Source organism: Shewanella halotolerans (assembly GCF_019457535.1).
Taxonomy (GTDB): Bacteria; Pseudomonadota; Gammaproteobacteria; order Enterobacterales; family Shewanellaceae; genus Shewanella; species Shewanella halotolerans.
On record NZ_CP080417.1, the window covers coordinates 637,772 to 662,839 of the forward strand.

Below are 25,068 nucleotides of genomic sequence, written 5' to 3' on the forward strand. Positions count from 1 at the left end.
TTACCAAGTTAGTTCAAAAATGATATCTATGAATCGGTTAATTTGACCCGTGTGGCGTTTCCTTTACCAATGACGAAAATGTCTTAGGATTTCGCCTTTTGGGCGCGGTTGGCCTTATGGCTCTTCTGGGTCTCATAGACGGCGGTAAAGACCACTAAGGCGCCGCCAATCAGCGTCTTCATGGCGAGTCCCTCGCCCAGGATCAACAGGGCTAACAGGGCACCATAGAGGGGTTGCAGGCAGGAGACCAGGCTGACCGTCTTAGCGCTTAGCTGGCGCAGCGCCGAGGTAAACAGGGCGTGAGGCGCGGCGGTAAAGACTATGCCTAAGAGGATCACCAACCACCAGACGTTGGCTTGGATGGCGCTTGGGTCGACCTCGAGCCAGGGCAGCAGGAACAGGGCGCTGACTCCTGTCTGGTAGTACATGGCTTGGGCGCCGCTGTAGCTGGCGAAGTAGCGCTTGTGCAGCAGGTTTCTGGCGGTGAACAGGGCCGCCGACAGAATGCCTATGATGATCCCCAGGGTGACATCGTTACCCAGGTTGGCCTCTGGGATCAGCAGGCTGACGCCGAGCAGGACACAGATGCCGCTGATGATGTCGGCCAGTTCAAGGCGTTTGCCGGTAAAGAAAGGCTCCACCAGAACCGTCATCACGGGATAGGTAAAGAAGGCGATCATGCCGATGGCCACCGATGACAGCTGCATGGCGGCAAAGTAGGTGACCCAGTGCAGGCTGACGATAATGCCGAGCCCCAGGGCGATGCCGTAGTCTTTACCGCGATTGAGCCTGAGGTGCTTGCCGCTGACCTTAACCAGTAGGGCGAGGGCAAGGGCGGCGATGCAACAGCGAAGTGCCGTGATATCCAGGGCACTGAGGGGAATAAGCTTGGAGAAAAGGGCCGTACCACCAAACAGGAGGACGGCCAGATGCAGTTCGATTAAGCCAGAGCGTTCGCTGCTACTTGTGTTCAAGATTTCCTCTAATCTATTTTGGCGAAGGCCTGACCCATGCGGGTAACGGCCTTAGGCTCGACGCCATCGGCAAAGTGTTCCAGCGCGTCTTTGGCAAATAGCATGACTACAGTGCTGCCAAGCTTGAAGCGTCCCATCTCCTCGCCCTTATCCAGGGTGATCGCCTCTGGGCCCTCGGTTGGGTAGTCCCAGGTGAAGACTTTCTTGCCCGTCGGCGGGGTAACGGTACCAGCCCAGACGGTTTCTATGCTGGCTACGATAGTGGCGCCAACCAAGACCATGGCCATAGGGCCGATTTCGGTTTCGAAGATGGCCACCACACGCTCGTTACGGGCAAACAGGCCGGGCACATTTTCGGCCGTCAGCGGGTTCACCGAAAACAGCTCGCCAGGCACATAGGTCATCTTAGACAGGGTGCCTTTAATGGGCATGTGAATTCTATGGTAATCCTTTGGTGCCAGATAGATGGTGGCGAAGTCGCCGCCTTCGAAGCGCTTGGCATCATCGGCTTGATCGCCTAAAAGGGCAAGTGACGAATATTCATGTCCCTTGGCTTGAAAGATACGGCCTTCTTTGATCGGTCCGCATTGGCTGACGGCACCATCGACCGGATGAACGATATAGTCGTCATCGTCACACAGGGGGCGGATGCCGGGTTTCAGGGCGCGGGTGAAGAACTGGTTGAAGCTGGCGTAGGCTTCGGGTGCACTCTCGGCGGCCTCGCTCATGTCTATCTTATACTGCTTGATAAACCACTTAATTACGCTTGTCGTTACCGCGCCGAGTTCGGCGGCTGCCAGTTTACCCACGAGTCGCGAGAGCAGGTGTTTCGGCATTATGTATTGCAAGGCAATCTTCAATTTGTCCACTGTCTGTTTTCCTTCAAATCCAGTTTGGCTGTTCTTAATTTAGTTAGTCGTTATCGTTTTTGAAATGACGGGCATGGCGCTGCTCGTCCAGGCTGTCGATAATTCTGTGGTAGTTCTGGTACCTGTCCTGGGCTATCTTGCCTTCCTCGAAGGCCTGGGTAATGGCGCAGCCAGGATCATTCTTGTGTTTGCAGTCTCTAAACTTACAGGTGCCGAGATAGTCCCTAAACTCAATAAAGCACCAGCCTACGCGCTCGGCAGGCAGGTGCCAGAGGGCAAATTCACGGACGCCGGGAGAGTCCACCAGATCGCCGCCACTTGGGAAGTGTAGCAACTTGGCCGTGGTGGTGGTGTGCTGGCCCAGGCCCGAGGTCTCGGACACGTCGCCTGTGATGAGCTCGGCTTCTGGCAGTAGGGCATTGATTAGCGATGACTTACCCACGCCTGACTGACCGACAAACACGCTGACCTTATCTTTTAACAGGGTCTTGATCGCCTCAACCCCTTCGCCAGACTTGCTGCTGACCCTATATACCTGATAGCCGATGGCTTGATAGCGTTCCAGCGCGGCCTCGACGGCAGGCGCCTCTTCGTCGCTGAGCAGGTCTATCTTGTTGAGTATGATGACGGGCGCTATGCCTGTGTCTTCGGCGGCCACCAGATAGCGGTCGATGATCTGGGTGGTAAAGCTAGGCACCACGGAAGAGACGATAAGTATCTGATCGATATTGGCGGCGATGATCTTGATGCCGTCGTAGAGATCCGGCCGTGACAGTGAGGAGTGTCTCGGGTGAACGGCCTCGACCACGCCGGCTATGGTGGCTGTGGTTTCACTGGCCTGGCGCATGATCACCTTATCGCCGGTGACCAGGCTTTGAATATTTCGGCGAATGTTACAGCGAACCAGTTCACCGTTTTCCGTTTCGACATCAGCGTGTTGGCCGAAACGAGAGATGACGGTGCCCAGCTGTTCTGGCCCCAGTGAGCTATCCTGTAACTCAATGGTTGTTTCTTTTGCGTCTTTGCGCTGCAGCCTTTTCTCATGATTGGCGCGCATGCGGCGGCGTTGGCCTTGGCTTAGGGGTTTCTTTTTACTCACAGTGTCGTCATCGTCAAAATAAGGTTATTTTGTGTCTTCTAAAAAAGCAGTATGATACACGGTCTTAAATAAAAAAGCCTGAATTTAGGCAAACACGCATTGATAAGGCAGATATATGGCTGCAGATGAAACAAATCTGATCTGGGTTGATCTGGAGATGACGGGACTAGAGCCCGAGGTCGACAGAATCATTGAGATAGCAACGATTGTGACTGACAAGGAATTGAACATCTTGGCGGAAGGGCCGGTAATTGCCATCCATCAGAGCGAAGATGTGCTTGCGGCGATGGACGACTGGAACCAGAAGCATCACGGCGAGTCGGGTCTGATCGACAGAGTCAGGGCGAGTGACTTCAGCGAGCAAGATGCCATCGAGCAGACGATTGCCTTCTTATCTGAGCATGTACCTGCCGGTGTATCGCCAATGTGCGGCAACAGCATAGGTCAGGATAGACGTTTCTTGAACCGTTACATGCCAACCCTGGAAGATTATTTCCACTACCGCAACATAGATGTCAGCTCTGTTAAAGAGTTAGTGCGTCGCTGGAAGCCTGAGGTAATGGACGGTTTTAAGAAGCAGGGCACACATCAGGCACTGGTTGATATTCAGGAATCGATCGCGGAACTCCAATATTATCGTGAGAAAGTATTTAAAATTTGACCAAACGGTAGAAAATTTTAAATTAGGGGGTTGCAGAGGGGCGAAATTCTCCTATAATGCGGCCTCAACTTTTTACTGGCGTGTTCGCTGGTAGAGATTGAAATGCGACATTAGCTCAGTTGATAAAAGGTGAAAGACGATACCTTTTGTTGATAATGACAGTTAATTTAGCTCGAAAAAATTTATGCGACATTAGCTCAGTTGGTAGAGCGATACCTTGCCAAGGTATAGGTCATCGGTTCGAACCCGATATGTCGCTCCAAATTACAAAAGTTTGGCTACAACGATATCCAGACTCACAGATTTTGCGACATTAGCTCAGTTGGTAGAGCGATACCTTGCCAAGGTATAGGTCATCGGTTCGAACCCGATATGTCGCTCCAAATTACAAAAGTTTGGCTACACCAATATCCAGACTCACAGATTTTGCGACATTAGCTCAGTTGGTAGAGCGATACCTTGCCAAGGTATAGGTCATCGGTTCGAACCCGATATGTCGCTCCAAATTTATGCGACATTAGCTCAGTTGGTAGAGCGATACCTTGCCAAGGTATAGGTCATCGGTTCGAACCCGATATGTCGCTCCAAATTTTCTCCAGTTAGTACCAATCATCTAATTAGGCCTTGCGACATTAGCTCAGTTGACTTTTTGTATAGAGCAAAAGGGCGATACCTTGCCAAGGTTTAGGTCATCGGTTGTTTGTTTCGAACCCGATATGTCGCTCCAAATTTTCTCCGGCTAATACCAATCATCTAATTCGGCATTGCGACATTAGCTCAGTTGACTCTCTGTATAGAGCAAAAGAGCGATACCTTGCCAAGGTATAGGTCATCGGTTCGAACCCGATATGTCGCTGCAAATTTTTCCCCGCTAGTACCAATCATCTAATTCGGCATTGCGACATTAGCTCAGTTGACTCTTTGTATAGAGCCAAAGGGCGATACCTTGCCAAGGTATAGGCTATCGGTTCGAACCCGATATGTCGCGCCAAATTTCTCCCTATAGTTTCAGCTTCCAGTTCCCCTTGGTTTGTATCCTTAAGTCATCTAGTGGTCTGCTTTTTGTTGTAATCGATTCGGTGTCATGGCAATTACCCTGATGAATTTTTATTCATTTTTTTCACGATTACTTTAGTGAGTCGTCGATGGCCTGTTTTGCCCAGAAAGCCTTTAAGCTAGCGATTATTGGCCCTTTATCGGCGTGAAGATCACAAAAATGCCATTAGCGTGATGTGAGATAAAATTCTTTAAGCTTGTCTAATGTAGCGACTTCAGAAGTGCGCAAACTATGACATTGTTCAAAAAAAACTGCGCTAATTACTCCCATAATGAAATCAAATCAGTATTAACGCCTAAAACTTGGCATCGATTGGAGAAGGAAAGATGAGATTTCAACAACTTAATGAACAGTTGGCATATGTCTCTAAGTGTCGCTTGGAAATGGCCCGTTTATATGCGCGTTTGCACAGTGCGGTAGACTCGTCTCGCGTGAAATTGATGCTGGAGTATTTGCAACAACATGAGAAAGAGGTTTCTCAGAAGATCGATGACTATATCGAAGAGGCACCACGCCGTCTGTTGGAACTCTGGTACAACGATATCGTGTTTGAAGACTTCATCAAACGCTGCCAAGACGTGATCCCTGCGGCCAACATGAACGAAGATGATCTGTTGGAGCTGCACCTGGATCTCGATAACCGTCTGATTGGCTTGTTTGAGAAGACGGCGGATTCCTCTGTTCCGGGTGATGTGAAGAACGCTCTCAACGATCTGGTGCGTGTCGAGAAGATTCAACAGCAACGTCTGGTGCACAGCAGCCTGAGAATGGAAGATATCTAACCCGATTCACTAAGCTGAATCATTGAATCAGAGCCATCTGGCCAGTTTTCTTGATAATGATTTGATAAAAAGGCGCCTTGGGCGCCTTTTTTCATTTATGCCGAGACAATTGCAAGCAGGCATTTATAGCTAATTATTTTTCATTGCTTTTTTCTTCTTATGCCAGGGCGAAATTATCACTTTCTTGCATCTATATCGCGTTTTCTGGCTCCAATGGCTCAGTAATTTGACTGACTTTCTAGCGAGTTCAATTAAGTTTGATGAAATGTTTTGTTATCGCCTCGTTGGCCTTTTTGTCGTTGAGTCGGCGAATTTATTGTGCCAGATCAAACTTCTTACATTCTCTGGCGTTTAAGCGGAATCTATTGGCGATTAAAAACTCAAATATCGAATATGCTTAGGCTTAGGGTAATCCGCCCCGGTGATGAGTCTTGTTAAGGAGAATCCAGATGTTGTTTAGTGACGGCCAGCTGCCATCGGCCTTATATACGGCGCAGATGATTCGTGATGCCGAAGCGCGTCTGATCGCGTCCGGTGAGGCAAACTTGTGCCAATTGATCGACAGCGCCGGACAGTCGGCCTTCGAGTTACTGCAACGAGAGGGCAAGCTCAATAGCAAAATTCTGGTATTGGCAGGTTATGGCAACAATGGCGCAGATGCCTATATCTGCGCCACCTTGCTGCTCGAATCTGGCTGTGATGTCGGCCTCTATGCGGTGGAGCGCCCAGAGCCTGGTGAGGGGATCAGTTATGCCAAGGCGGCCTTTCTCGCTGCGGGCGGGCATCAGCTATCTGACTATGAAGAGGCGCTCAAGGAGGCTGAGGTCGTCGTCGATGGCCTGCTAGGCACAGGTGTTAAGGGAGAGCTGCGCGACCCCTTTGCCGAGATGATAGTGGCGCTCAATCATTATTCTCCCTGGATCTTATCCTTAGATGTGCCATCGGGTATCGATGTGGATACTGGCGCCGGCCTGTTAGCGGTTAAGGCAGATGTGACCCTGACCTTTGGCGCGCCGAAACAGGGACTGATCACGGGTAAGGCCAGGGACTGTGTCGGCAGGCTCTGGTTTGCCGATATCGGCCTGCAGGAGTATCTGCCTGAGTCTAAGGTGCTCAATATTGCCCATAGGCTGACCGACCTTGGATTGCCTGCCAGGGCGCAGAACAGCCACAAGGGGGTCTGCGGTAAGGTGACAGTTATAGGTGGCGATATCGGCATGGCCGGGGCGCCGCGTCTGGCCGCCGAGAGTTGCCTGCGGGCGGGCGCCGGACTGGTGGCAGTGATCTCAAGACCCGAACATCTGGCCGTGGTTAACTCGGGCAGACCGGAAATCATGTTCTGGGGCTGCGAGCTGGTGGATATGGAGGTGTATCAACGCTTGGGTTGGGCCGATATTCTGCTGATTGGTCCAGGACTGGGTAAACACGACTGGGGCTATAACCTGCTTAAGGCGACAGGCCTGAGCGACAAGCCCTGCGTGATGGACGCCGATGCGCTTAACCTACTGGCGCTCGAGCCGTCACGTCAAAGCAACTGGGTGTTGACCCCTCACAGCGGTGAGGCCGCCAGGTTGTTGGGGATTAGCATCGCCGAGGTGGAGGCGGATCGCTTTGCCGCCGTCTATGCCTTGCAGGCTAAATATGGCGGTGTGGTGGTGCTCAAGGGTGCGGGCACTCTCATCTATGATGGTGAGGTGTGTCATGTGGCGCCGGTGGGAAATCCTGGGCTCGCCAGCGGTGGCAGCGGCGATGTGCTAGGCGGCATCATTGCGGCCTTGATGGCCCAGGGGATGCCTAAGATGGAGGCGGCGAGTGCCGGAGTAGTGGTTCATGGGGCCGCAGCGGATCTGGCCGCGAAAGATGGCGAGCGAGGCATGTTGGCCTGCGATCTATTCGCCCACATACGCGCCCTGGTCGATAAGATTTAGCTTAGGGCGGCGTTTGTTGAGCATTTCTACTGCGTTATCGCCAGCTTATGTAGATAACTACACTGCACTGGCTCTGCCTTGTACAAATGGTCAACAAGCTGCTGAAGAAACAAGCAGTAAAGAGCAACAGACTCTAACCAGATTAAAATACAGTAATGTCTGTTTAGATAAACGCCGGTTTAGGTTAAAGTATCTGGCTCAAAAAAGGATTGTCCTTAATTAGCGATAGATACGATGACACCAGTAAAAGTTTATCTTGAAAATGAAGCAGAAACCGTTAGCTTAGGTCAAAGGCTAGCCAGTGCGATCAAGCCGCCATTGACCCTCTATCTGAGTGGTGAACTGGGGGCGGGGAAAACGACCTTTAGTCGGGGGCTCATTCAGAGCCTTGGGCATAAGGGGGCGGTGAAGAGTCCGACCTATACGCTGGTTGAGCCCTATGAGCTAGGTGATATTGATGTGTATCATTTTGATCTATATCGATTAAGTGATCCAGAAGAGCTCGAATTTATGGGGATTCGAGACTACTTTACCGAGTCGAGCCTGTGTATTGTCGAGTGGCCCGATAAGGGCGTCGGCCTACTGCCCGAGGCGGATCTGGCGATCCATATTCAGTATCATCAACAGGGCCGAGAGGTCATGCTGACGGCGCACTCACGCGCCGGAGAGATTTTGTTAGATAGTTTACATAATAATGATAAGAACTGAGTCACTAATAAAACGCCTATTATTGATTGTCTTGCTATGCATTCCTTCCATTGCCTATAGTGCAAATAAGCTGGAAGGTGTGCGTATCTGGGCGGCACCAGAATCGACGCGGGTGGTGTTTGATCTGCGCGAGCCGCCAAAATATTCCCACTTCACCCTCACCAGTCCCTATCGCTTGGTGGTGGATCTGACGACCACGGCAACCGGGCTGGATCTCAATAAGATCGAGAACAACAGTAAGCTGGTCAAGCGGGTGCGTATCAGCAAGCCGCCCAAGAAGGGCACCCTGAGGCTGGTGATCGATCTGGTTAAGCCCGCCAAGGCTAACCTCTTTGCCCTGTCGCCTACGGCGCCCTATGGCAATCGCCTGGTGGTGGATCTCGAAGGGGGTAATCAGAGTCCTAAGACGGTAAAAGTCGAGCCTGAGCAGAAGCTTAGGGACATCATAGTGGCCATCGATGCTGGCCATGGCGGCGACGATCCCGGTTCCATCGGCCCCTCTGGTATCTATGAGAAGAAGGTGGCGCTGCAGATAGCCAAGAAGGTGGAGGCCAAGATCAACGCCACGCCGGGCATGCGCGCCATCATGACCCGTTCCGGTGACTACTTTGTCAATTTGAACAAACGCTCGGAGATCGCCCGCAACAGCAAGGCCGACCTGCTGGTGTCGATTCACGCCGACGCCTTTACCTCGCCTAAGCCTCAGGGGGCCTCTGTGTGGGTGCTGTCGATGCGCCGCGCTAACAGTGAGATCGGTCGCTGGTTAGAGCAGAAAGAGAAGCACTCTGAGCTGCTGGGTGGTGCCGGTGAGATTATCCAGAACGCGGATAATGAACAGTATCTGGCCATGACCCTGCTGGACATGTCGATGGACAGATCTATGGCGATCAGCCATAACATCGCCGGAGATGTGCTGGCTAATCTGGGTAAGGTGACTCGCCTGCACAAGCATAAGCCCGAGGCGGCCAGCCTGGCGGTACTCAAGTCGCCTGATATTCCCTCTATCCTGGTGGAGACTGGCTTTATCTCGAACCACAAAGAGGAACGCCTGCTGACCCAGAGGGATCACCAAAACAATATTGCCAATGCCGTCCACAAAGGCGTGGTGCGCTATTTCGAGAATAATCCTCCGGCCAATACCATGATGGCCAGTAAGAGCGGTATCAAACACAAGGTGACCGCAGGCGAATCACTGTCGGTGATTGCCCATCGCTATCAAGTATCAGTCGCCAGCATCAAGAAGGCCAACAAGCTCAAGTCCAACACCCTCTACATTGGTCAGAAGCTGATCATTCCCCGGGCCTAAGGAGCCAAGATGACCATACGTATTTTGCCTCCTCAACTGGCTAACCAGATTGCCGCCGGGGAGGTGGTAGAGCGTCCTGCCTCAGTGATCAAGGAGCTGGTGGAGAACAGCCTGGATGCTGGTGCGACCCGGGTCGATATCGAGATCGACAAGGGCGGCAGCAAGCTGATCAAGATCACCGACAACGGCTCAGGCATCCCCAAGGAGGAGCTGAGTCTGGCACTGTCCCGTCATGCCACCTCTAAGCTGGCCTCGTTAGACGACCTCGATGCCATCTTAAGCTTTGGTTTTCGCGGCGAGGCGCTGGCCAGTATCAGCTCCGTTTCCCGACTGACGTTGACCTCCCGCACGCAGGAGCAGAGCGAGGCCTGGCAGGCCTATGCCGAGGGCTCCGAGATGGCGGTTCGGGTGATCCCGGCGGCGCACCCTGTCGGTTCGACGGTCGAGGCGGCGGATCTTTTCTTCAACACGCCGGCCAGACGTCGCTTCTTAAAGAGCGATAAGACAGAATTTACCCATATCGATGAGTGGCTTAAACGTATCGCCTTGGTGCGCAGCGAGATCCATTTTACCCTCAAGCACAACGGCAAACAGGTGCGTAACTACCGCCCGGCCAAGACGGAGGCGCAGTATCTGCAGCGCCTGGCACAGGTCAGCGGCAAGGCCTTCGCCGACAATGCCCTCAGGGTCGATTGTAACCATAATGGCCTTAGCCTCAGCGGCTACATTCAGTCGCCATTTAGCGAGATGGCGGTTGGCGATACCCAATATTTCTATGTAAACGGCCGCCTGGTACGTGATCGCCTGGTCAATCATGCGGTGCGTCAGGCCTTTGCCCAGCAGCAGGGGGAGCAGGTCGCCTTCGTGCTCATGCTGAACCTGGATCCCCATCAGGTGGATGTCAACGTGCATCCTGCCAAGCATGAGGTGCGCTTCCACGAGAGTCGCTATGTGCATGACTTTATCCTGCAGGCGCTGGAATCGGCGCTGCGTCAGTCGAGCGAACTCGCCTTCGAGACCGCTCAGAACAGTCAGGTAACTGACCAGGATAGATCGGCTTCCTATATTCGTCCGCTACAGACGCAGCAAAGTGACACAGATTCCAATCAGATTGCGCTTGGCGAGACTGAAGAAAACGCAGTAGGGATCGCGAATGAACGGCCTGCCTATGGCGAGCGCGAAGCCAGTCGCCAAGCAGCTGGCCAGAGAGTGCAAGAGGCCCAGATGAGTGGCTATGGCGGCGGTCAGTTTGCTGGGCGAGGGCGTAGCTATGTAAGTGCGGAGCTTCCTAGCCAGGCAGCGGTCGATAGTTATGCCCAGCTGATGACCACACCCGGCGTGTCGAGTCAACAGCGTGACAGCCATCTTCCGCCCATGCCTCAGGTGCTCGACGGTCAGTATTGGCTCTTGGTCAGGGGGAGTGAGTTGGCGTTATTGAGTCTTAGCTGTGCGGCGCGCGAAGTGACCCGCCGCGAGATTGAAGCCAAGCTGGATGCAGGGCTGATTGGTCAGCCGCTGTTGATGCCTGTGTCGGTCAAGGTGGATGAAGATTGGCAGCAGACCCTGGTCGAAAGAGAGCTTTTGGTCAGAAAATTGGGCTTAGAGCTAACTATTCGCCTCGGCCAGTTGATAATTAAAAAAGTGCCCCCATATCTAAGGCAGAGTCAGCTGGCGAGTGTGATCCCTGAGTTTCTCCAGTGGATTCGCTTCGAAGAGCCGACAACTGAAGCCCTGGTTAACTGGCTGGTGAACCAGTCGGGTGAACAGTTTAATTCGGCGAGTCGACTCTGGGGCGAGCTCATGGGGCTTGCCGAGTCGCAGCAGCAAGAAATTTTATCTTTGGCCAAGGTGATGCCTTGGCAAACATGGTTAGGTGAGCAAACGAGTGAATAGCGAGAGTCAGCCGACAATTATCACCCTGATGGGGCCGACGGCGTCGGGTAAGACAGCGCTCGCGATGGCATTGGCCGAGCAGCATAACTGCGAGATTATCTCGGTCGACTCGGCGCTCATCTATCGGGGTATGGATATTGGCAGCGCCAAACCGACCCAGGAAGAGATGAGCCGGGCGCCCCATAGATTGATCGATATTCGCGATCCGAGCGAGAGCTATTCGGCGGCGGATTTTCGCAGCGACGCCATCGCTAACATCGAAGCGATCCTAGCCGCGGGCAAGACGCCCCTGTTGGTGGGCGGCACCATGCTCTACTTCAAGGCGCTATTGGAAGGCTTGTCGCCTTTGCCATCGGCAGATGAGGCGATTCGGGCCGAGATAGCCAAAGAGGTCGAAATTAAGGGCTGGCAGGCGCTACATGACGAGCTGCGTCGAATTGACCCTGTATCGGCAGAGCGGATCCATCCTAACGATCCCCAGCGTCTGTCGCGGGCGATTGAGGTGTACCGGATTAGCGGTAAGAGCTTGACCGAGTTGACTCAGGTGAAGGCCGATGCCTTGCCCTATAAAGTGGTGCAATTTGGCATAGCACCGAAAGATCGCAAAGTGCTACACCTTGCTATAGCAGAAAGATTCAAATTGATGTTAAATCAAGGTTTCGTCGAAGAGGTGCAGCGGCTCAAGGCGCGAGCGGATCTGCATCTAGACCTACCTTCGATGAGATGTGTCGGATATCGCCAGGTGTGGCAGTATCTCGATGGGGAATATGACTATGATACTATGGTCGAAAAATCCATAGTTGCGACTAGGCAATTGGCCAAGCGTCAATTAACATGGTTGCGAGGATGGGCTGATCTAAATTGGCTGGAGAGTGGGGATGAATCTAATCTGGCGGGACTATTAGAGTATTGTCGCTAGCTAATTCATTCACTCTATATAATACTAAAACCAAACCAGAAATTGATGCTGTATTAGGTTTTAATTAATTTTAATAAAAAGGAAATTACATAATGGCAAAGGGGCAATCTTTACAAGACCCATTTTTGAACGCATTACGACGTGAACGCGTTCCGGTATCTATCTACCTAGTTAACGGTATCAAGCTTCAGGGACAAGTTGAGTCATTCGATCAGTTTGTTATTTTATTGAAGAACACTGTCAGCCAGATGGTTTATAAGCACGCTATCTCTACCGTGGTGCCTGCGCGTCCATTTAACGTGAGCAGCCATCACAACACGCCTAACCAGGCGGCGGGTTACAATGCACCACATGACGATAGCGCTGAGTAATTTCCTGAGGAGTTCGATTTTTGTTTGAACGCTATGAGGCGGGAGAAGCTGCAGTACTTGTCCATATCGACTTTTCAGATGAAGACAGTAGGGAAGATATTACCGAACTTCGTTTATTGGTCGAGTCGGCAGGCGCTGAAACCGTTGGCGTGATCACGGGAAGTCGTCGTTCTCCAGATAGAAAGTATTTTGTTGGTACAGGTAAAGCGGAAGAGTTGGCAGCCATGGTTGCCGCCACTGACGCCAATGTGGTGATTTTTAACCACGCCCTGAGTCCTGCACAAGAGCGTAATCTTGAGCTGATCTGTCAGTGTCGGGTCTTAGACCGTACGACGCTGATTTTGGATATTTTTGCTCAGCGCGCCAGGACTTATGAGGGTAAGTTGCAGGTGGAGCTAGCGCAATTGCGCCACATGTCGACGCGCCTGATTCGTGGTTGGACTCACCTTGAACGGCAAAAAGGTGGTATCGGCCTGCGGGGACCGGGTGAAACTCAGCTGGAAACCGACAGACGTCTGCTGCGTGGTCGTATCAAGACCATCAACAAACGGCTGGAAAAGGTCGATAAACAGCGTGAACAGAGTCGCCGGGCGAGGCAGCGAAGCGAGCTCGCGACCGTGTCTTTGGTGGGGTACACCAACGCCGGTAAGTCGACCCTATTTAACGCCTTGACCGTTTCCGAGGTCTACGCCGCCGACCAGCTGTTTGCGACACTGGATCCGACCCTGCGTAAGTTAGACTTACAAGACGGTTCGGTCATTTTGGCCGATACGGTCGGTTTCATCAGACATCTTCCCCATGATCTTGTGGCGGCGTTTAAAGCCACCCTACAGGAAACCCGCGAAGCGGATCTTCTGCTGCATGTGGTCGACAGTGCTGATGAAAATATGGGCGACAATTTTGAACAGGTACAATTGGTACTTAAAGAGATTGGCGCCGAAGAGATTCCACAGTTGATCGTCTGTAACAAGATAGATCTGTTGGAAGATGTGGGACCTAAGATCGACTATGACGGCGATGGGGTTCCTACGCGTGTTTGGGTTTCGGCCCAGCAGAGTCTAGGCTTGGATTTGCTCGAAAAGGCCATCAACCAGTTGGTTGGACGGGCCATATTGGAGCTTACCTTGCGAATTCCGGCGACGGCCGGGCATTATCTTGGTCAGTTTTATCGACTGGATGTGATACAGCAGAAAGAGTATGACGATCTGGGGAACTGTATCTTGTCTGTTCGTTTGTTGGAGGCCGATTGGCACCGATTAGCGAAGCAGAGCCAAGGGGAGTTGGAAACCTTTATTGTTGAAACCGCAGCAATAGAGTAGTTTTTAGTAATCTCGTTTATTTCATACACCTATGGAGTGCTAAATGGCTTGGAACGAGCCCGGTAACAAGGGTCAAGACCCTTGGGGAAACAAGAACGGCAATGACAAGGGGCCGCCAGATCTCGACGAAGTATTTAAGAATATTTCGAAGCGTTTTGGGGGTAAAGGAAATGGCGCTGGCGGTGGATTCAGCGCGCTAGGTTTTATCATTGTATTAGGCATCGCCGTTGTCGTATGGGGCCTCTCAGGTTTCTATACGGTGAAAGAAGCCGAAAAGGGTGTGGCGCTACGCTTTGGCAAGTACATTGGCCAAGTGGAGCCAGGCCTACAGTGGAAGGCGACCTTCATCGATGAAGTCTTCCCGGTGAACGTGAGCAACGTTCGCTCAATTCCAGCCTCTGGCAGCATGCTCACCGCCGACGAGAACGTTGTCCTGGTGGAGCTGGATGTACAATATATTGTGGTCGATCCTTATCGCTATTTGTTTAGCGCGGTCGATGCCAATTCGAGCCTGCGCGAAGCCACCGATAGCGCGCTGCGTTATGTGGTGGGCCACAACAAGATGGATGACATTTTGACGACTGGTCGTGATCAGATCCGTCGTGATACTTGGGAAGAAGTTGAGCGTATCATCAAGCCTTACAACCTGGGTATTGAGATTCGTGACGTGAACTTCTTGCCGGCACGTCCGCCGGAAGAGGTGAAAGACGCCTTCGATGACGCTATCGCGGCGCAGGAAGATGAGCAGCGCTTCATTCGTGAAGCCGAGGCTTATTCTCGTGAGATCGAGCCTAAGGCGCGCGGTACTGTTCAGCGTATGGAGCAGCAGGCAAATGCTTATAAAGAGCGTGAAATCCTAGAGGCTCGCGGTAAGGTGGCTCGCTTCGAAAAGCTATTGCCTGAGTATAAGGCTGCGCCAGAAGTGACACGTAACCGTCTCTACATCGACGCCATGTCTAAGGTCTTATCGGGTACCAACAAGGTGCTGGTGGACTCAAAGGCGGGCAATAACATGATGTATCTGCCACTGGATAAGTTAATGGAGCAGCGTCCACAGACCAAGACCAGCAAGCCTGTCGAGGTGGATACGGTCAATGACTCAGTTAACAGCATAGTAAATAGTGTTGGCATGCCGTTAGATGGAAGGCCTTCTCGTAGCGACCGCACTCGCCAGGGGAGAAACTAATCATGGGTAGATTATCTGTTATTATTGCGGCCATCTTAGTCGCTATGGGTCTATCGTCCCTGATGGTGGTCAACGAGGGTGAACGCGCTATCGTGTCGCGCTTTGGTAAGATCATCAAAGACGAGGGCGTAACCCGCATCTATAAGCCGGGTCTGCATATTAAGCTGCCGGTGATCGATAAGATCAAGTATCTCGACTCTCGCATCCAGACCATGGATGGCGCGGCGGACCGTTTCGTCACGTCGGAGAAGAAAGACTTGATGGTCGACTCTTACGTGAAATGGCGCATCAAAGATCACGAGAAGTACTATCTCGCGACTAATGGTGGTAACAAGGTTCAGGCGGAATCTCTGCTCCAACGCAAGATCAACAACGACCTGCGCACCGAGTTTGGTCGTCGTACCATTAAGGATATCGTCTCCGGAAGTCGTGACGAGCTGCAGCAAGATGCGCTCAGAAACGCCTCTGACAGCGCCCAGGACCTCGGGATCGAGGTGGTCGACGTGCGTGTTAAGCAGATCAACCTACCTGCCAACGTGAGCTCAAGTATCTACCAGCGTATGCGCGCCGAGCGTACCGCTGTGGCGAAAGAGCATCGTGCTCAGGGTAAGGAGCAGTCTGAGATTATTCGTGCCAAGACAGATGCGAGTGTGACCATTCAGATCGCAGAAGCTGAGCGTAAGGCGCTTCAGGTTCGTGGTGAAGGTGATGCCGTGGCCGCTAAGATCTATGCCGATGCTTATAAGAAAGATCCTGAGTTTTACTCTTTCTTGCGTAGTCTAGAGGCTTACCAGGCGAGTTTTGGTAACGGTTCTAACGTTATGGTGCTCGAGCCAGAAGGCGACTTCTTTAAGTATATGAAGGACGCTAACGCTAAATAGTTCTCATTGAGGATTATTGAGATTAAAGCCCGACGAGTTCGGGCTTTTTTATCGCTTACTTCTGCAAGTTACTAATTTAGTTTTGATTGTTATTCTCGTTTACCATTTTATCAGGTAAAATCCTGACAGTTTTAAGCCGCTCTTGCTGCCCATTTTCTTCTAGAATGAGCTATTTCCTAACATAGTTAACTTTGTGCTTTGTTTTACTATGATCTGCTTCTAATTTTTGGCTATAATGAGCCCCGCCTCAAATTTGATTTTTGCGCTTTGGGGTAAAACCCCAAATTCAAAAATTTTTAAAACAAAAATTCCAACACTCTCTGGAGATAAGTGGATGAGCAATGCGCCAGTCGATACCGGACGTCGCAGATTCCTGACCGCAGCAACCGCCGTAGTGGGTGGTGCTGGTGCCGTCGCTGTAGCGGTTCCTTTTATAAAGTCGTGGAATCCGAGTGCCAAAGCGAAAGCTGCAGGTGCGCCGGTAGAAGTAAATATTAGTAAGTTAGAGCCGGGTCAGCTGATCCGTGTTGAATGGCGTGGAAAGCCTGTATGGGTTGTCCGCCGCACTGAAGAGATCTTAAAGGGTCTTGCTACTCACGATGATCAGTTACGCGATCCAGCGTCTAACGAAGAGCAACAACCTGCCTACGCGCAGAACGCCGTTCGCTCAATCAAGCCTGAGTACTTTATTGCCGTTGGTCTGTGTACGCATTTAGGTTGTTCTCCAACGTATCTGCCTGATACATTCGGTGAACAGGTTGAAGGCGTCGCTTCTGGTTTCTTCTGCCCATGTCATGGTTCTAAGTTTGATATGGCTGGTCGTGTATTCCAGGGTGTTCCAGCGCCGTTGAACCTAGTTGTTCCACCTCATCAATATATTGATGACGGCAACGTGATCATCGGTGTCGACCAGGGGGCTGCATAATGGTTAAGAATATTATCGATTGGATTGATGCGCGCATCCCTATGACGGCGACCTACAACCGTCACGTAGGTCAATATGCGACGCCGACCAACTTCAACTTCTGGTACTTCTTTGGCTCGCTAGCCATGCTAGTACTGGTCAACCAGCTGCTGACCGGTATCTGGTTGACCATGAACTATGTACCAACCGCAGAAGGTGCCTTCGCCTCTATCGAATACATCATGCGTGATGTCGAGTACGGCTGGTTGTTGCGTTACATGCACTCCACCGGTGCATCGGCCTTCTTCGTGGTGGTTTATCTGCACATGTTCCGTGGCCTTATCTACGGTTCTTATCAGAAGCCTAGAGAACTGCTGTGGCTGTTCGGTATGTTGATCTTCCTCGTACTGATGGCTGAAGCGTTCATGGGTTACCTGCTTCCTTGGGGACAGATGTCTTACTGGGGCGCACAGGTAATTATCTCTCTGTTTGGTGCTATCCCTGTTATCGGTGACGACCTGACACTATGGATTCGTGGTGACTTCGTTGTTTCTGGTGCGACACTGAACCGCTTCTTCGCGCTACACGTTATCGCGCTGCCATTGGTGCTTGTGGTTCTGGTGTTCCTGCACCTGATCGCTCTGCACGAAGTGGGTTCTAACAACCCTGACGGTATCGAGATCAAGAAGAACAAAGATGAGAATGGCTGGCCGAAAGACGGTATCCCATTCCACCCTTACTACACAGTAAAAGATATCATGGGCGTCGCTGGCTTCCTGGTCGTCTTCTGCTACGTATTGTTCTTCATGCCTGAAGGCGGTGGATACTTCCTCGAGAAGCCAAACTTCGAAGCGGCTAACCCGATGAAGACACCTGAGCACATTGCGCCAGTTTGGTACTTCACTCCATTCTACGCCATCCTACGTGCGATTCCTGACAAGCTGTTAGGGGTTGTGGGTATGGGTCTAGCGATTGCCGTACTCTTCGTTCTACCTTGGTTAGATCGTTGTAAGGTGAAGTCAATCCGCTACCGTAGCATGATTCATAAGCTGAATATTGGTCAGTTTGCCGTATCTTTCGTTATCTTAGGCTACCTGGGTGCCGTACCTGCGACGCCAACGCTGACAATTGCTGCGCGTATCTTCACTCTGACATACTTCGGTTTCTTCTTAGCACTGTGGTTATACAGTAAGAATGAGAAAACTAAGCCTGTACCAGAGAGGTTGACCCACTAATGAAAAAATTACTGATTGCATTAGTTACATTAGTACCATCTCTTGCGTTTGCTGCAGGTGGTGCCCATGTTCATCTAGAAAGTGCTAACGTTGACCTGAAAGACAAAGAGTCACTGCAACGTGGTCTGGATACTTTCCAGCACTACTGCTCAGGCTGTCACAGCACTCAGTACCAGCGTTACAACCGTGTAGCCGAAGACCTGGGTATCTCAGTTGACGATATGCGTAACAAGTATATGCTCAATGCCGATGCCAAAGTGGGCGACCTGATGGAAAATGCGATTCCTGAAGTCGACGCGGCGAAATGGTTCGGTGCCGCGCCACCGGATCTGACTCTGGTTGCACGTGTACGTGGCGAAGACTGGATCTACACCTACCTGAAGAGTTTCTACAAAGATGAGACTCGTCCATTTGGTGTAAACAACACAGTCTTCCCGTCAGTGGCTATGCCCCACGTACTGCAAGAGCTGCAAGGTCTGCAGGTTAAGCAAGAAGACGGTAGCTTCGTTGCTACTGGTGGAAAGCTGACTGCAGAAGAATATGATCAAGTCGTTCGTGACATCACAGGCTTCCTGGTTTACTCAGGCGAGCCGGTAAAACTTGAGCGTGAAAGCTTAGGTTGGTGGGTAATGGGCTTCCTGTTTATTTTCTTTATTGTGGCCTACCTCTTGAAGAAAGAGTACTGGAAAGATGTACACTAACCCCCAATAGAGGTTAGAATATATTATCCGCATATTATAAACGGGGGGCTTTGCCCCTCGTTTGTTTTTGCTTTTTTAGCTTTCATATTTAAATCTTGGAGGGTATCAATGGCTGTTGCTGCCAATAAACGCTCAATCATGACCCTGTTTTCAGGCGCCGACGATCTCTATAGCCATCAAGTCCGTATCGTCTTGGCGGAAAAGGGAGTGACTGTCGATGTTCTGCAGGTGGATCCTAGCGATATGCCTGAAGATCTTATTGAGCTAAACCCATACAACACAGTGCCAACTTTGGTTGACCGTGAGTTGGTGCTTTATAACTCACGCATCATCATGGAATACCTGGATGAGCGTTTCCCGCATCCACCTCTGATGCCTGTCTACCCGGTTTCTCGTGGTCAGACTCGTCTGATGATGCACCGTATCGAAAACGACTGGTATAGTCTGGTCGATCGTATCCGTAAGGGTGACCGTGCCGATGAGGCGCGTAAAGAGCTTCAGGAGAGCCTGACCTCTATCGCCCCTATCTTTAACGAGATGCCTTACTTCATGGCCGAAGAGTTTGGTCTGGCCGACTGCTACCTGGGCCCACTGTTGTGGCGTCTGCCTGTACTGGGCATCGAGCTGGACAGCCGTACCGCCAAAGAAGTTAAAGCCTACATGACACGTCTGTTCGACCGTGACTCATTCAAGGCGTCTTTGACCGAGGCTGAGCGCGAAATGCGCATGGGTATCTAAGATGAAACCTATGACCCCTAACCGTCCTTACCTGTTACAGGCCTATTACGACTGGCTCATGGATAACGAGCTGACCCCTCATGTGGTGGTCGACGCTTATGTGCCCGGTACCCAAGTACCGCAGCAGTATGTGAAAGATGGACAGATAGTGCTTAATATTACCGCCAGTGCCGTGGGTAATTTGCAGATAGGTCATGACTTCATCGAGTTTAATGCCCGCTTCGGCGGTGTACCGCAACAGGTGGTACTGCCTATGGCCTCTATCGTCGCCATCTACGCCAGAGAAAATGGCGCAGGAACCGTGTTCGATCAGGAAGAAGCCTATCAGCTCGAGGCCGATGCCCGCGATCTGGGCCTTTCTGTGGTCGATGAGCCTAAGTCGGAAGAACCGGCTGTGGCCGAGGCTTCTGCCGAGAAGGACAAGCCGAAACGTCGCGGTCATCTCACCCTGGTGAAATAACCGGCGCGAATTAGAAAAACCAGCTTAGGCTGGTTTTTTTGTGCCCGAGAAAAGACAGGCATGCGTGGGGGCATAGCAGGAGGTAAGCCCAAGGCATCAGTAGAATGGATGATCCTGCCTGGACTCTGTGTTAGCATCTGCGCCAGAAAAATGTGGCGCAACTCACCCCAAATTTACACGGGCACTCTATCCATGATCCTGATGATCGACAATTACGACTCCTTTACCTTCAACCTGGTGCAGTATTTTCAGCAGCTGGGGGAGGAGATTGTCGTCAGGCGCAACGATGAATTTAGCCTCGCCGACATCCAGGAACTAGCGCCGAGCAGGCTGGTGATCTCACCGGGTCCCTGTTCGCCTAACGAGGCCGGTATCTCCCTTGAGGCCATTAAGGCCTTCGCCGGTAAGCTGCCCATATTGGGGGTCTGTCTTGGTCATCAGGCGATTGCCCAAGCATTTGGGGCAAAGGTGGTACGCGCCAAGCAGGTGATGCATGGCAAGACCAGCGCCATCGCTCATACAGGCAAAGGCCTGTTTGTTGGGCTGAATCAGCCGCTCACCGTCACCCGTTATCACTCCCTTCTGGTCGAGCAGTTGCCCAAGGACTTTACCCTGGATGCCTGGTTCGACGACCCGGTTCACGGCAGGGAGATCATGGCCATGAGCAGGCCCGAGCTTGGCCTGTTTGGCGTGCAGTTTCATCCCGAATCTATCCTCACCGAGCAGGGACTCGAACTGCTGGCAAATTTCGTCAAGCAGAGCATTCCTTCCGGTAAATAAAACGGTGCTTGAGTCCAGCGCCATGAGCGAATTAGGCCCATTCTTTTTCAAACTGTTACAAGTTTTATCCCGCCCACATCCTCGTCCCACACTCATTTTGTGATATAAAAGGCGGCAAAATAACAAGGCTGGGGCCTTAGCCTCGGCGACATAAATAATAAGGAAGGACGATGACGGGCGCGTTTCGTGGATTTGGTCTCAGCATTTTGACCCTCACCATCTTGGGGGGCTGTGCAGTCACCCCTTCAAGCGATACTCAACAGACTCAGGTAACGACTCAGGCAAGCACTCAGGTGGCGTTAGCTAAGCCGCCAAGTGTGGATCAGCCTCTGACCCTCAAACAGATCATGGCCAATCCAGATTGGATGGGGATCCTGGCTAAGGGCGAATATTGGAGTGACGACAGCCAGTCGGTTTACTTTGCCCGTCAGGCCCATCAATCGCCGCTACTGGACTACTATCAACAGCCACTCGTCTCGGGTGAGGCCGCCAAGCTAGCGCTCGATGCTCTGCATCAGGCGGATCAGCAGTATGGCGTGATGGACGAGGCTCGCAGCCGCAAGGCCTATATTTATCAGGGCAACCTGTTCGTTAAAGATCTGCTCAGCGGCAAGGTGTCGCAGCTGACCCGTCAAAACACTAAGGTGGATGGGGTGCGTTTCCTCACCAATGGCGATATCGCCTACTGGCAGGGTGAGCAGGTGTTCCGTATCCACGGCGACAGTGGCCTGTATGAACAGATCGCCAACATCAAGATGGCCAAGCAGCCCAAAGGGGTCGAGGCGCCTAGCAGTTATATCGCCAAGCAGCAGCATAGACTGATTGAATATGTCGCCCTCAAGCAGAACCAGGCGAAAGAGAAAGAGCAATATCAGGCGGAGCTGGCCAAGCAAGATCCTACCATGACGGCCAAGACCTGGTATCTGGGCGACGAGGAGACAGTTTCCCAGATGAGCCTGTCACCGGATGGTCGCTACCTGCTGCTGTCACTGGTGGACAAGAATTACAGCTGGCGCGCCGAGCATGACATCATGCCTAACTATTTGGGCAGCCTGGGTTATGTGGATGCTGTACCTGCCAGGGCGCGTGTGGCCGAAGATAAGTATCCCGGCGAGCGTCTGGTGCTTTTGGATCTCGAGCAGCATGAGAAGCGTGACATCACCATCGAAGGCCTGACAGGCTTCGATGAAGACGTGCTGGCCTCGGTGAAGGCTGAAAATGCCAAAGCCAAGGGCGAGACCTATAAGAGCGAGAAGTCGCCGCGTAAGGTGCAGCTGATGCAGGACTGGGGCTGGACCCAGAGTGCCATGCAGTGGCAGGCCAAGGACAACAAGGTCGCCATCATGCTCGAGGCGGTGGACAACAAAGACAGATGGATTGCCACCCTCAACCTCAAGTCGGGCTCATTGAAGACTGAGCACAGACTGCATGACGATGCCTGGGTTAACTACAACTTCAACCAGTTCGGCTGGTTGCCACAGAGCGATACCCTCTATTACCTCTCGGAAGAGACAGGCTATTCCCACCTCTACCTCAAGGCGAGCGGCGCTAAGCCACAGGCCTTGACCCAGGGTAAGTATGTGGTCAGCGATATCACCCTAGGCCCCAAGGCCGAGTATATCTACTACAAGGCCAACAAAGACCATCCAGGCATAGACAACGTCTATCGCGTCAACATTGCCGATGGCCAGAGCGAGCAGCTCACCCAGTGGGATGGCCAGCTGGATTACAGCCTGAGCCCAGATGGCAGCAAGCTGCTGCTCAAGGCCTCTCGTCGTACTCAGCCGAGCGAACTCTACGTGCAGGCGATCGGTGGTGAACTTAAGCAGCTGACCCACTACACCTCGGATGCCTTCAAGCAATATGCTTGGCAGGCCCCTGAGGTGGTTAAGGTGCCATCTACCCATGGCGCCGGCGATGTTTATGCCAGAGTCTATCTGCCACAGGGCTTTGATAAGGCGCGGGCCGAGAAATACCCTGCGGTGATCTTCAACCATGGCGCGGGTTATCTGCAAAATGCCCACTATGGTTTCTCCGGCTACTTCCGCGAGTTTATGTTCCACAATCTGCTGACTCAACAGGGTTATGTGGTAATGGACATGGACTACCGTGGCTCTAAAGGTTATGGCCGCGATTGGCGCACGGCGATCTATCGCAACATGGGCCATCCAGAGGTGGAAGATCTGAAGGACGGCGTTAACTGGATGGTGGCCAATACCCATGTGGATGTTAAGCGTGTGGGCACCTATGGTGGCTCTTACGGTGGCTTCCTCACCTTCATGGCGCTGTTTACCGAGCCCGAGCTGTTCCAAGCCGGTGCGGCGCTGCGCCCCGTGAGTGACTGGGCGCACTACAACGCGCCATACACCTCTAACATTCTCAACACACCGGATGTGGATGCTATCGCCTATGAGCGCAGCTCGCCTATCGAGCACGCACAGGGACTGCAGAAGCCGTTGTTGGTGATGAGTGGTGTGCTGGACGATAACGTCTTCTTCCAAGACAGCGTGCGTCTGGTGCAGCGCCTGATCGAGCTGGAGAAGCCTATGTTTGAGACCGCCATCTATCCGGTCGAGCCCCACGGCTTCCGTCAGCCTTCGAGCTGGCTAGATGAATACCGCCGCATCTTCAAGTTGTTCGAGCAAGAGCTTAAATAACCGACCAGGGCCTCATTCGAGGCCCTTTTTATTGCAAGGGGATCTGCCAAGTGCGTGATTTGGTGTAATATAAGCCTAATGCGCTCAATTAGCTGAGGAGAACGGCTTAGGTGGCAAAGTCCATTGCCGGTGGTGTCCGTCCGGGCATCATCATAGATATCGAACACAGGCTTCTGAAACAGATCATCGTGGGTAAGCAGAAGGCCGCGGCCTCCATGTTTGATGACTTAGACCGTGAACTGGAAAGCGATGCCAATAAGCTCGCCATCGAGCGCGATGCCGTGTTCGAGCGCCTCTCTAAGCAGATCCAGGCACGGCAGGTGTACGAGGCGGTCTCTAAGCAGCTGATCACTACGGTCAACAGTACCCTGGACAATCAACTGGCGTCTCCCGAACTCTTGATTCAGCATGCCGGCATCAATCAGAGTCAGATGTTGATGCTGGAGCTGCTACAGCAGAAGAACCTGGATCTGAGCCGGTTGCGCCTGCTTATAGCCGATCTGCCCTGGCTGGCGCGGGATCTCACCAACATGGTCAACAGTCCTTCGTTTCGTCACAAGCGCCAACAGCGCTCGGACGTGAAGGTCACCGAGATAAAGCTGGTGCTCAACTTCATCGGCGTCGAAAACCTCAGGCTGCTGATTCCCTATTACTGTCTGCGCAACTGGCTGCCAACCGGGCATGCCAATCTCTTGTGGACCACACGTAAGCTGTGGCGCTATGCCATGGTTACCGGCATCGCCGCCAAGGCGCTGGCGCAGCTAAACGAGCAGGACATGGCCACCGCCTACACCAGCAGCCTGCTCTATCAGCTGGGGGTCTCAGTGGTGCTGAAAAATGGCGCCAAGGTCTACGAGAGCATCTGGGGCAACTGGCTCAGGGAGGCCAGTGCCAGCCGTGACAAGGAGCTGCATGACGCCGTGCTGGCCACCGAGTTTCCCGCCGAGGATATCTACCTGCAGGTGCTGCAACATGCCCATACTCTCAACTGGCGCCTGCCTGAGCTGCTGGACTTCTCTGCCAGCGGACTGACCCAGACCCAGAGGGAGCTGGACACCTGTCTTAGCTATAGCGAGTTGTCGACTGAGGCGGCTCTGGTCGCCCGGGCCAGCTGTTATGCCAAGGTGTTGATGCTAGATGAGATGCGGCTGATCTCGCCCAAAGAGAAGCAGATGATGTTCGACTATTATCAGCTCTCGGAGCAGGAGCAGATCCGCCTCAAGGGGCAGAACTACCGCAAGCTAGACCTTTATTAGAGTTCTAGCGCTTCGCGTACCGACCTATAGCGCTTCGCGTTAGCCCTTAGTCCGTAAAGCGCGGTTTCTCCCAAGGCGCCCAAAACTCAGCTTAACAGTGGCGTCTTGTCCTTATCCTTCGCTACGTATCCCATTGATAGTGATGACATCATTCACCTTGCTGGCCGCGTCTGTCAGGGCACTCGCATTCAACTAATAAAGAGTGGAAACGGCGGTGTACAACAGGGCAGTGAGAATGAACTGTTTTACTGATGCTTTTTAGTGTTATTTGCTGTGGAAATGTTTTACTATCCACGCCACGTCAAAATGTGACTATATATTCATAAAAATTACATTATTAGTTGAATTTTGGGTCGATAAACTTTTTTCTGACTATTTATGCTC

General features: G+C 52.2%; 22 protein-coding genes and 7 tRNA genes. 26 read left to right on the forward strand and 3 right to left on the reverse strand.

Annotation, left to right across the window (positions count from 1 at the left end; all coding sequences use genetic code 11):
• Positions 1-83: 83 nt before the first annotated feature.
• The 3 genes from K0H81_RS02870 to rsgA are packed head-to-tail and all read right to left on the reverse strand — an operon-like array spanning position 84 to position 2,942.
• Positions 84-974 (reverse strand): DMT family transporter, encoded by an 891-nt coding sequence (locus tag K0H81_RS02870; protein ID WP_144199758.1) that lies wholly within the window; start codon positions 972-974, stop codon positions 84-86.
• Between the two features lie 8 nt (positions 975-982).
• Positions 983-1,843 carry an archaetidylserine decarboxylase gene (gene asd, locus K0H81_RS02875; RefSeq protein WP_220059831.1) on the reverse strand — a complete coding sequence of 287 codons (861 nt, stop codon included), beginning with the start codon at positions 1,841-1,843 and terminating at the stop codon, positions 983-985.
• 43 nt (positions 1,844-1,886) lie between these two features.
• On the reverse strand, positions 1,887-2,942 hold the full coding sequence (rsgA, locus tag K0H81_RS02880; protein ID WP_220059832.1) for a small ribosomal subunit biogenesis GTPase RsgA: 1,056 nt from the start codon (positions 2,940-2,942) through the stop codon (positions 1,887-1,889).
• Positions 2,943-3,057: 115 nt separating this feature from the next.
• Between rsgA and orn the strand changes: the two genes are divergently transcribed.
• The 26 genes from orn to K0H81_RS03010 all read left to right on the forward strand — a co-directional run bounded on the left by orn (position 3,058) and on the right by K0H81_RS03010 (position 24,684).
• A complete protein-coding gene (gene orn, locus K0H81_RS02885) occupies positions 3,058-3,603 on the forward strand; it encodes an oligoribonuclease (RefSeq protein WP_220059833.1) in 546 nt (181 codons plus the stop codon).
• Between the two features lie 186 nt (positions 3,604-3,789).
• Positions 3,790-3,865, forward strand: a tRNA-Gly gene (locus tag K0H81_RS02890).
• A 45-nt stretch (positions 3,866-3,910) separates the two neighbouring features.
• Positions 3,911-3,986 (forward strand) — tRNA-Gly (locus K0H81_RS02895).
• A gap of 45 nt (positions 3,987-4,031) precedes the next feature.
• Positions 4,032-4,107 (forward strand) — tRNA-Gly (locus K0H81_RS02900).
• 7 nt (positions 4,108-4,114) lie between these two features.
• Positions 4,115-4,190: transfer RNA gene (locus K0H81_RS02905), tRNA-Gly, on the forward strand.
• A gap of 39 nt (positions 4,191-4,229) precedes the next feature.
• Positions 4,230-4,330 (forward strand) — tRNA-Gly (locus tag K0H81_RS02910).
• A gap of 39 nt (positions 4,331-4,369) precedes the next feature.
• A tRNA-Gly gene (locus tag K0H81_RS02915) sits at positions 4,370-4,459 on the forward strand.
• A gap of 42 nt (positions 4,460-4,501) precedes the next feature.
• Positions 4,502-4,594: transfer RNA gene (locus K0H81_RS02920), tRNA-Gly, on the forward strand.
• A 392-nt stretch (positions 4,595-4,986) separates the two neighbouring features.
• The gene (locus K0H81_RS02925; protein ID WP_144199750.1) at positions 4,987-5,442 is read left to right on the forward strand and encodes a hypothetical protein; all 456 of its coding nucleotides are present in this window, start codon (positions 4,987-4,989) and stop codon (positions 5,440-5,442) included.
• A 449-nt stretch (positions 5,443-5,891) separates the two neighbouring features.
• Positions 5,892-7,370 (forward strand): NAD(P)H-hydrate dehydratase, encoded by a 1,479-nt coding sequence (locus tag K0H81_RS02930; RefSeq protein ID WP_220059834.1) that lies wholly within the window; start codon positions 5,892-5,894, stop codon positions 7,368-7,370.
• Between the two features lie 234 nt (positions 7,371-7,604).
• Positions 7,605-8,078: a tRNA (adenosine(37)-N6)-threonylcarbamoyltransferase complex ATPase subunit type 1 TsaE gene (gene tsaE / locus K0H81_RS02935; RefSeq protein ID WP_011864368.1), complete on the forward strand. Its 474-nt coding sequence runs from the start codon at positions 7,605-7,607 to the stop codon at positions 8,076-8,078.
• Positions 8,065-9,384: an N-acetylmuramoyl-L-alanine amidase gene (locus K0H81_RS02940; RefSeq protein WP_144199744.1), complete on the forward strand. Its 1,320-nt coding sequence runs from the start codon at positions 8,065-8,067 to the stop codon at positions 9,382-9,384. The genes tsaE and K0H81_RS02940 overlap by 14 nt, the downstream gene beginning before the upstream one ends.
• Positions 9,385-9,393: 9 nt before the next feature.
• Positions 9,394-11,277: a DNA mismatch repair endonuclease MutL gene (mutL, locus tag K0H81_RS02945; RefSeq protein ID WP_220059835.1), complete on the forward strand. Its 1,884-nt coding sequence runs from the start codon at positions 9,394-9,396 to the stop codon at positions 11,275-11,277.
• Positions 11,270-12,196: a tRNA (adenosine(37)-N6)-dimethylallyltransferase MiaA gene (gene miaA / locus K0H81_RS02950; RefSeq protein ID WP_220059836.1), complete on the forward strand. Its 927-nt coding sequence runs from the start codon at positions 11,270-11,272 to the stop codon at positions 12,194-12,196. The genes mutL and miaA overlap by 8 nt, the downstream gene beginning before the upstream one ends.
• A gap of 92 nt (positions 12,197-12,288) precedes the next feature.
• Positions 12,289-12,567: an RNA chaperone Hfq gene (gene hfq, locus K0H81_RS02955; protein ID WP_144199738.1), complete on the forward strand. Its 279-nt coding sequence runs from the start codon at positions 12,289-12,291 to the stop codon at positions 12,565-12,567.
• A gap of 20 nt (positions 12,568-12,587) precedes the next feature.
• A complete protein-coding gene (gene hflX, locus K0H81_RS02960) occupies positions 12,588-13,886 on the forward strand; it encodes a ribosome rescue GTPase HflX (protein ID WP_220059837.1) in 1,299 nt (432 codons plus the stop codon).
• 43 nt (positions 13,887-13,929) lie between these two features.
• Positions 13,930-15,072 carry an FtsH protease activity modulator HflK gene (hflK, locus tag K0H81_RS02965; RefSeq protein ID WP_144199734.1) on the forward strand — a complete coding sequence of 381 codons (1,143 nt, stop codon included), beginning with the start codon at positions 13,930-13,932 and terminating at the stop codon, positions 15,070-15,072.
• A 2-nt stretch (positions 15,073-15,074) separates the two neighbouring features.
• Positions 15,075-15,953: a protease modulator HflC gene (gene hflC / locus K0H81_RS02970; protein WP_144199732.1), complete on the forward strand. Its 879-nt coding sequence runs from the start codon at positions 15,075-15,077 to the stop codon at positions 15,951-15,953.
• Between the two features lie 334 nt (positions 15,954-16,287).
• Positions 16,288-16,878, forward strand: a complete 591-nt coding sequence (gene petA, locus K0H81_RS02975) for a ubiquinol-cytochrome c reductase iron-sulfur subunit (protein ID WP_041508372.1) — start codon at positions 16,288-16,290, stop codon at positions 16,876-16,878.
• On the forward strand, positions 16,878-18,092 hold the full coding sequence (locus tag K0H81_RS02980; protein WP_220059838.1) for a cytochrome b: 1,215 nt from the start codon (positions 16,878-16,880) through the stop codon (positions 18,090-18,092). The genes petA and K0H81_RS02980 overlap by 1 nt, the downstream gene beginning before the upstream one ends.
• Entirely contained in the window at positions 18,092-18,793 is a 702-nt protein-coding gene (locus tag K0H81_RS02985) for a cytochrome c1 (protein WP_144199728.1), read from the forward strand. Before K0H81_RS02980 ends, K0H81_RS02985 begins: the two co-directional genes overlap by 1 nt.
• A 108-nt stretch (positions 18,794-18,901) precedes the next feature.
• Positions 18,902-19,531, forward strand: a complete 630-nt coding sequence (gene sspA, locus K0H81_RS02990) for a stringent starvation protein SspA (protein ID WP_011864379.1) — start codon at positions 18,902-18,904, stop codon at positions 19,529-19,531.
• A gap of 1 nt (position 19,532) precedes the next feature.
• Positions 19,533-19,991 (forward strand): ClpXP protease specificity-enhancing factor, encoded by a 459-nt coding sequence (locus K0H81_RS02995; protein ID WP_220059839.1) that lies wholly within the window; start codon positions 19,533-19,535, stop codon positions 19,989-19,991.
• A 192-nt stretch (positions 19,992-20,183) separates the two neighbouring features.
• A complete protein-coding gene (locus K0H81_RS03000; RefSeq protein ID WP_220059840.1) occupies positions 20,184-20,771 on the forward strand; it encodes an anthranilate synthase component II in 588 nt (195 codons plus the stop codon).
• A 170-nt stretch (positions 20,772-20,941) separates the two neighbouring features.
• Complete coding sequence (locus K0H81_RS03005) at positions 20,942-23,428, forward strand: S9 family peptidase (protein ID WP_220059841.1); 2,487 nt, start codon at positions 20,942-20,944, stop codon at positions 23,426-23,428.
• A gap of 110 nt (positions 23,429-23,538) precedes the next feature.
• Positions 23,539-24,684: an HDOD domain-containing protein gene (locus K0H81_RS03010; protein WP_220059842.1), complete on the forward strand. Its 1,146-nt coding sequence runs from the start codon at positions 23,539-23,541 to the stop codon at positions 24,682-24,684.
• The last annotated feature ends 384 nt before the right edge of the window (positions 24,685-25,068 follow it).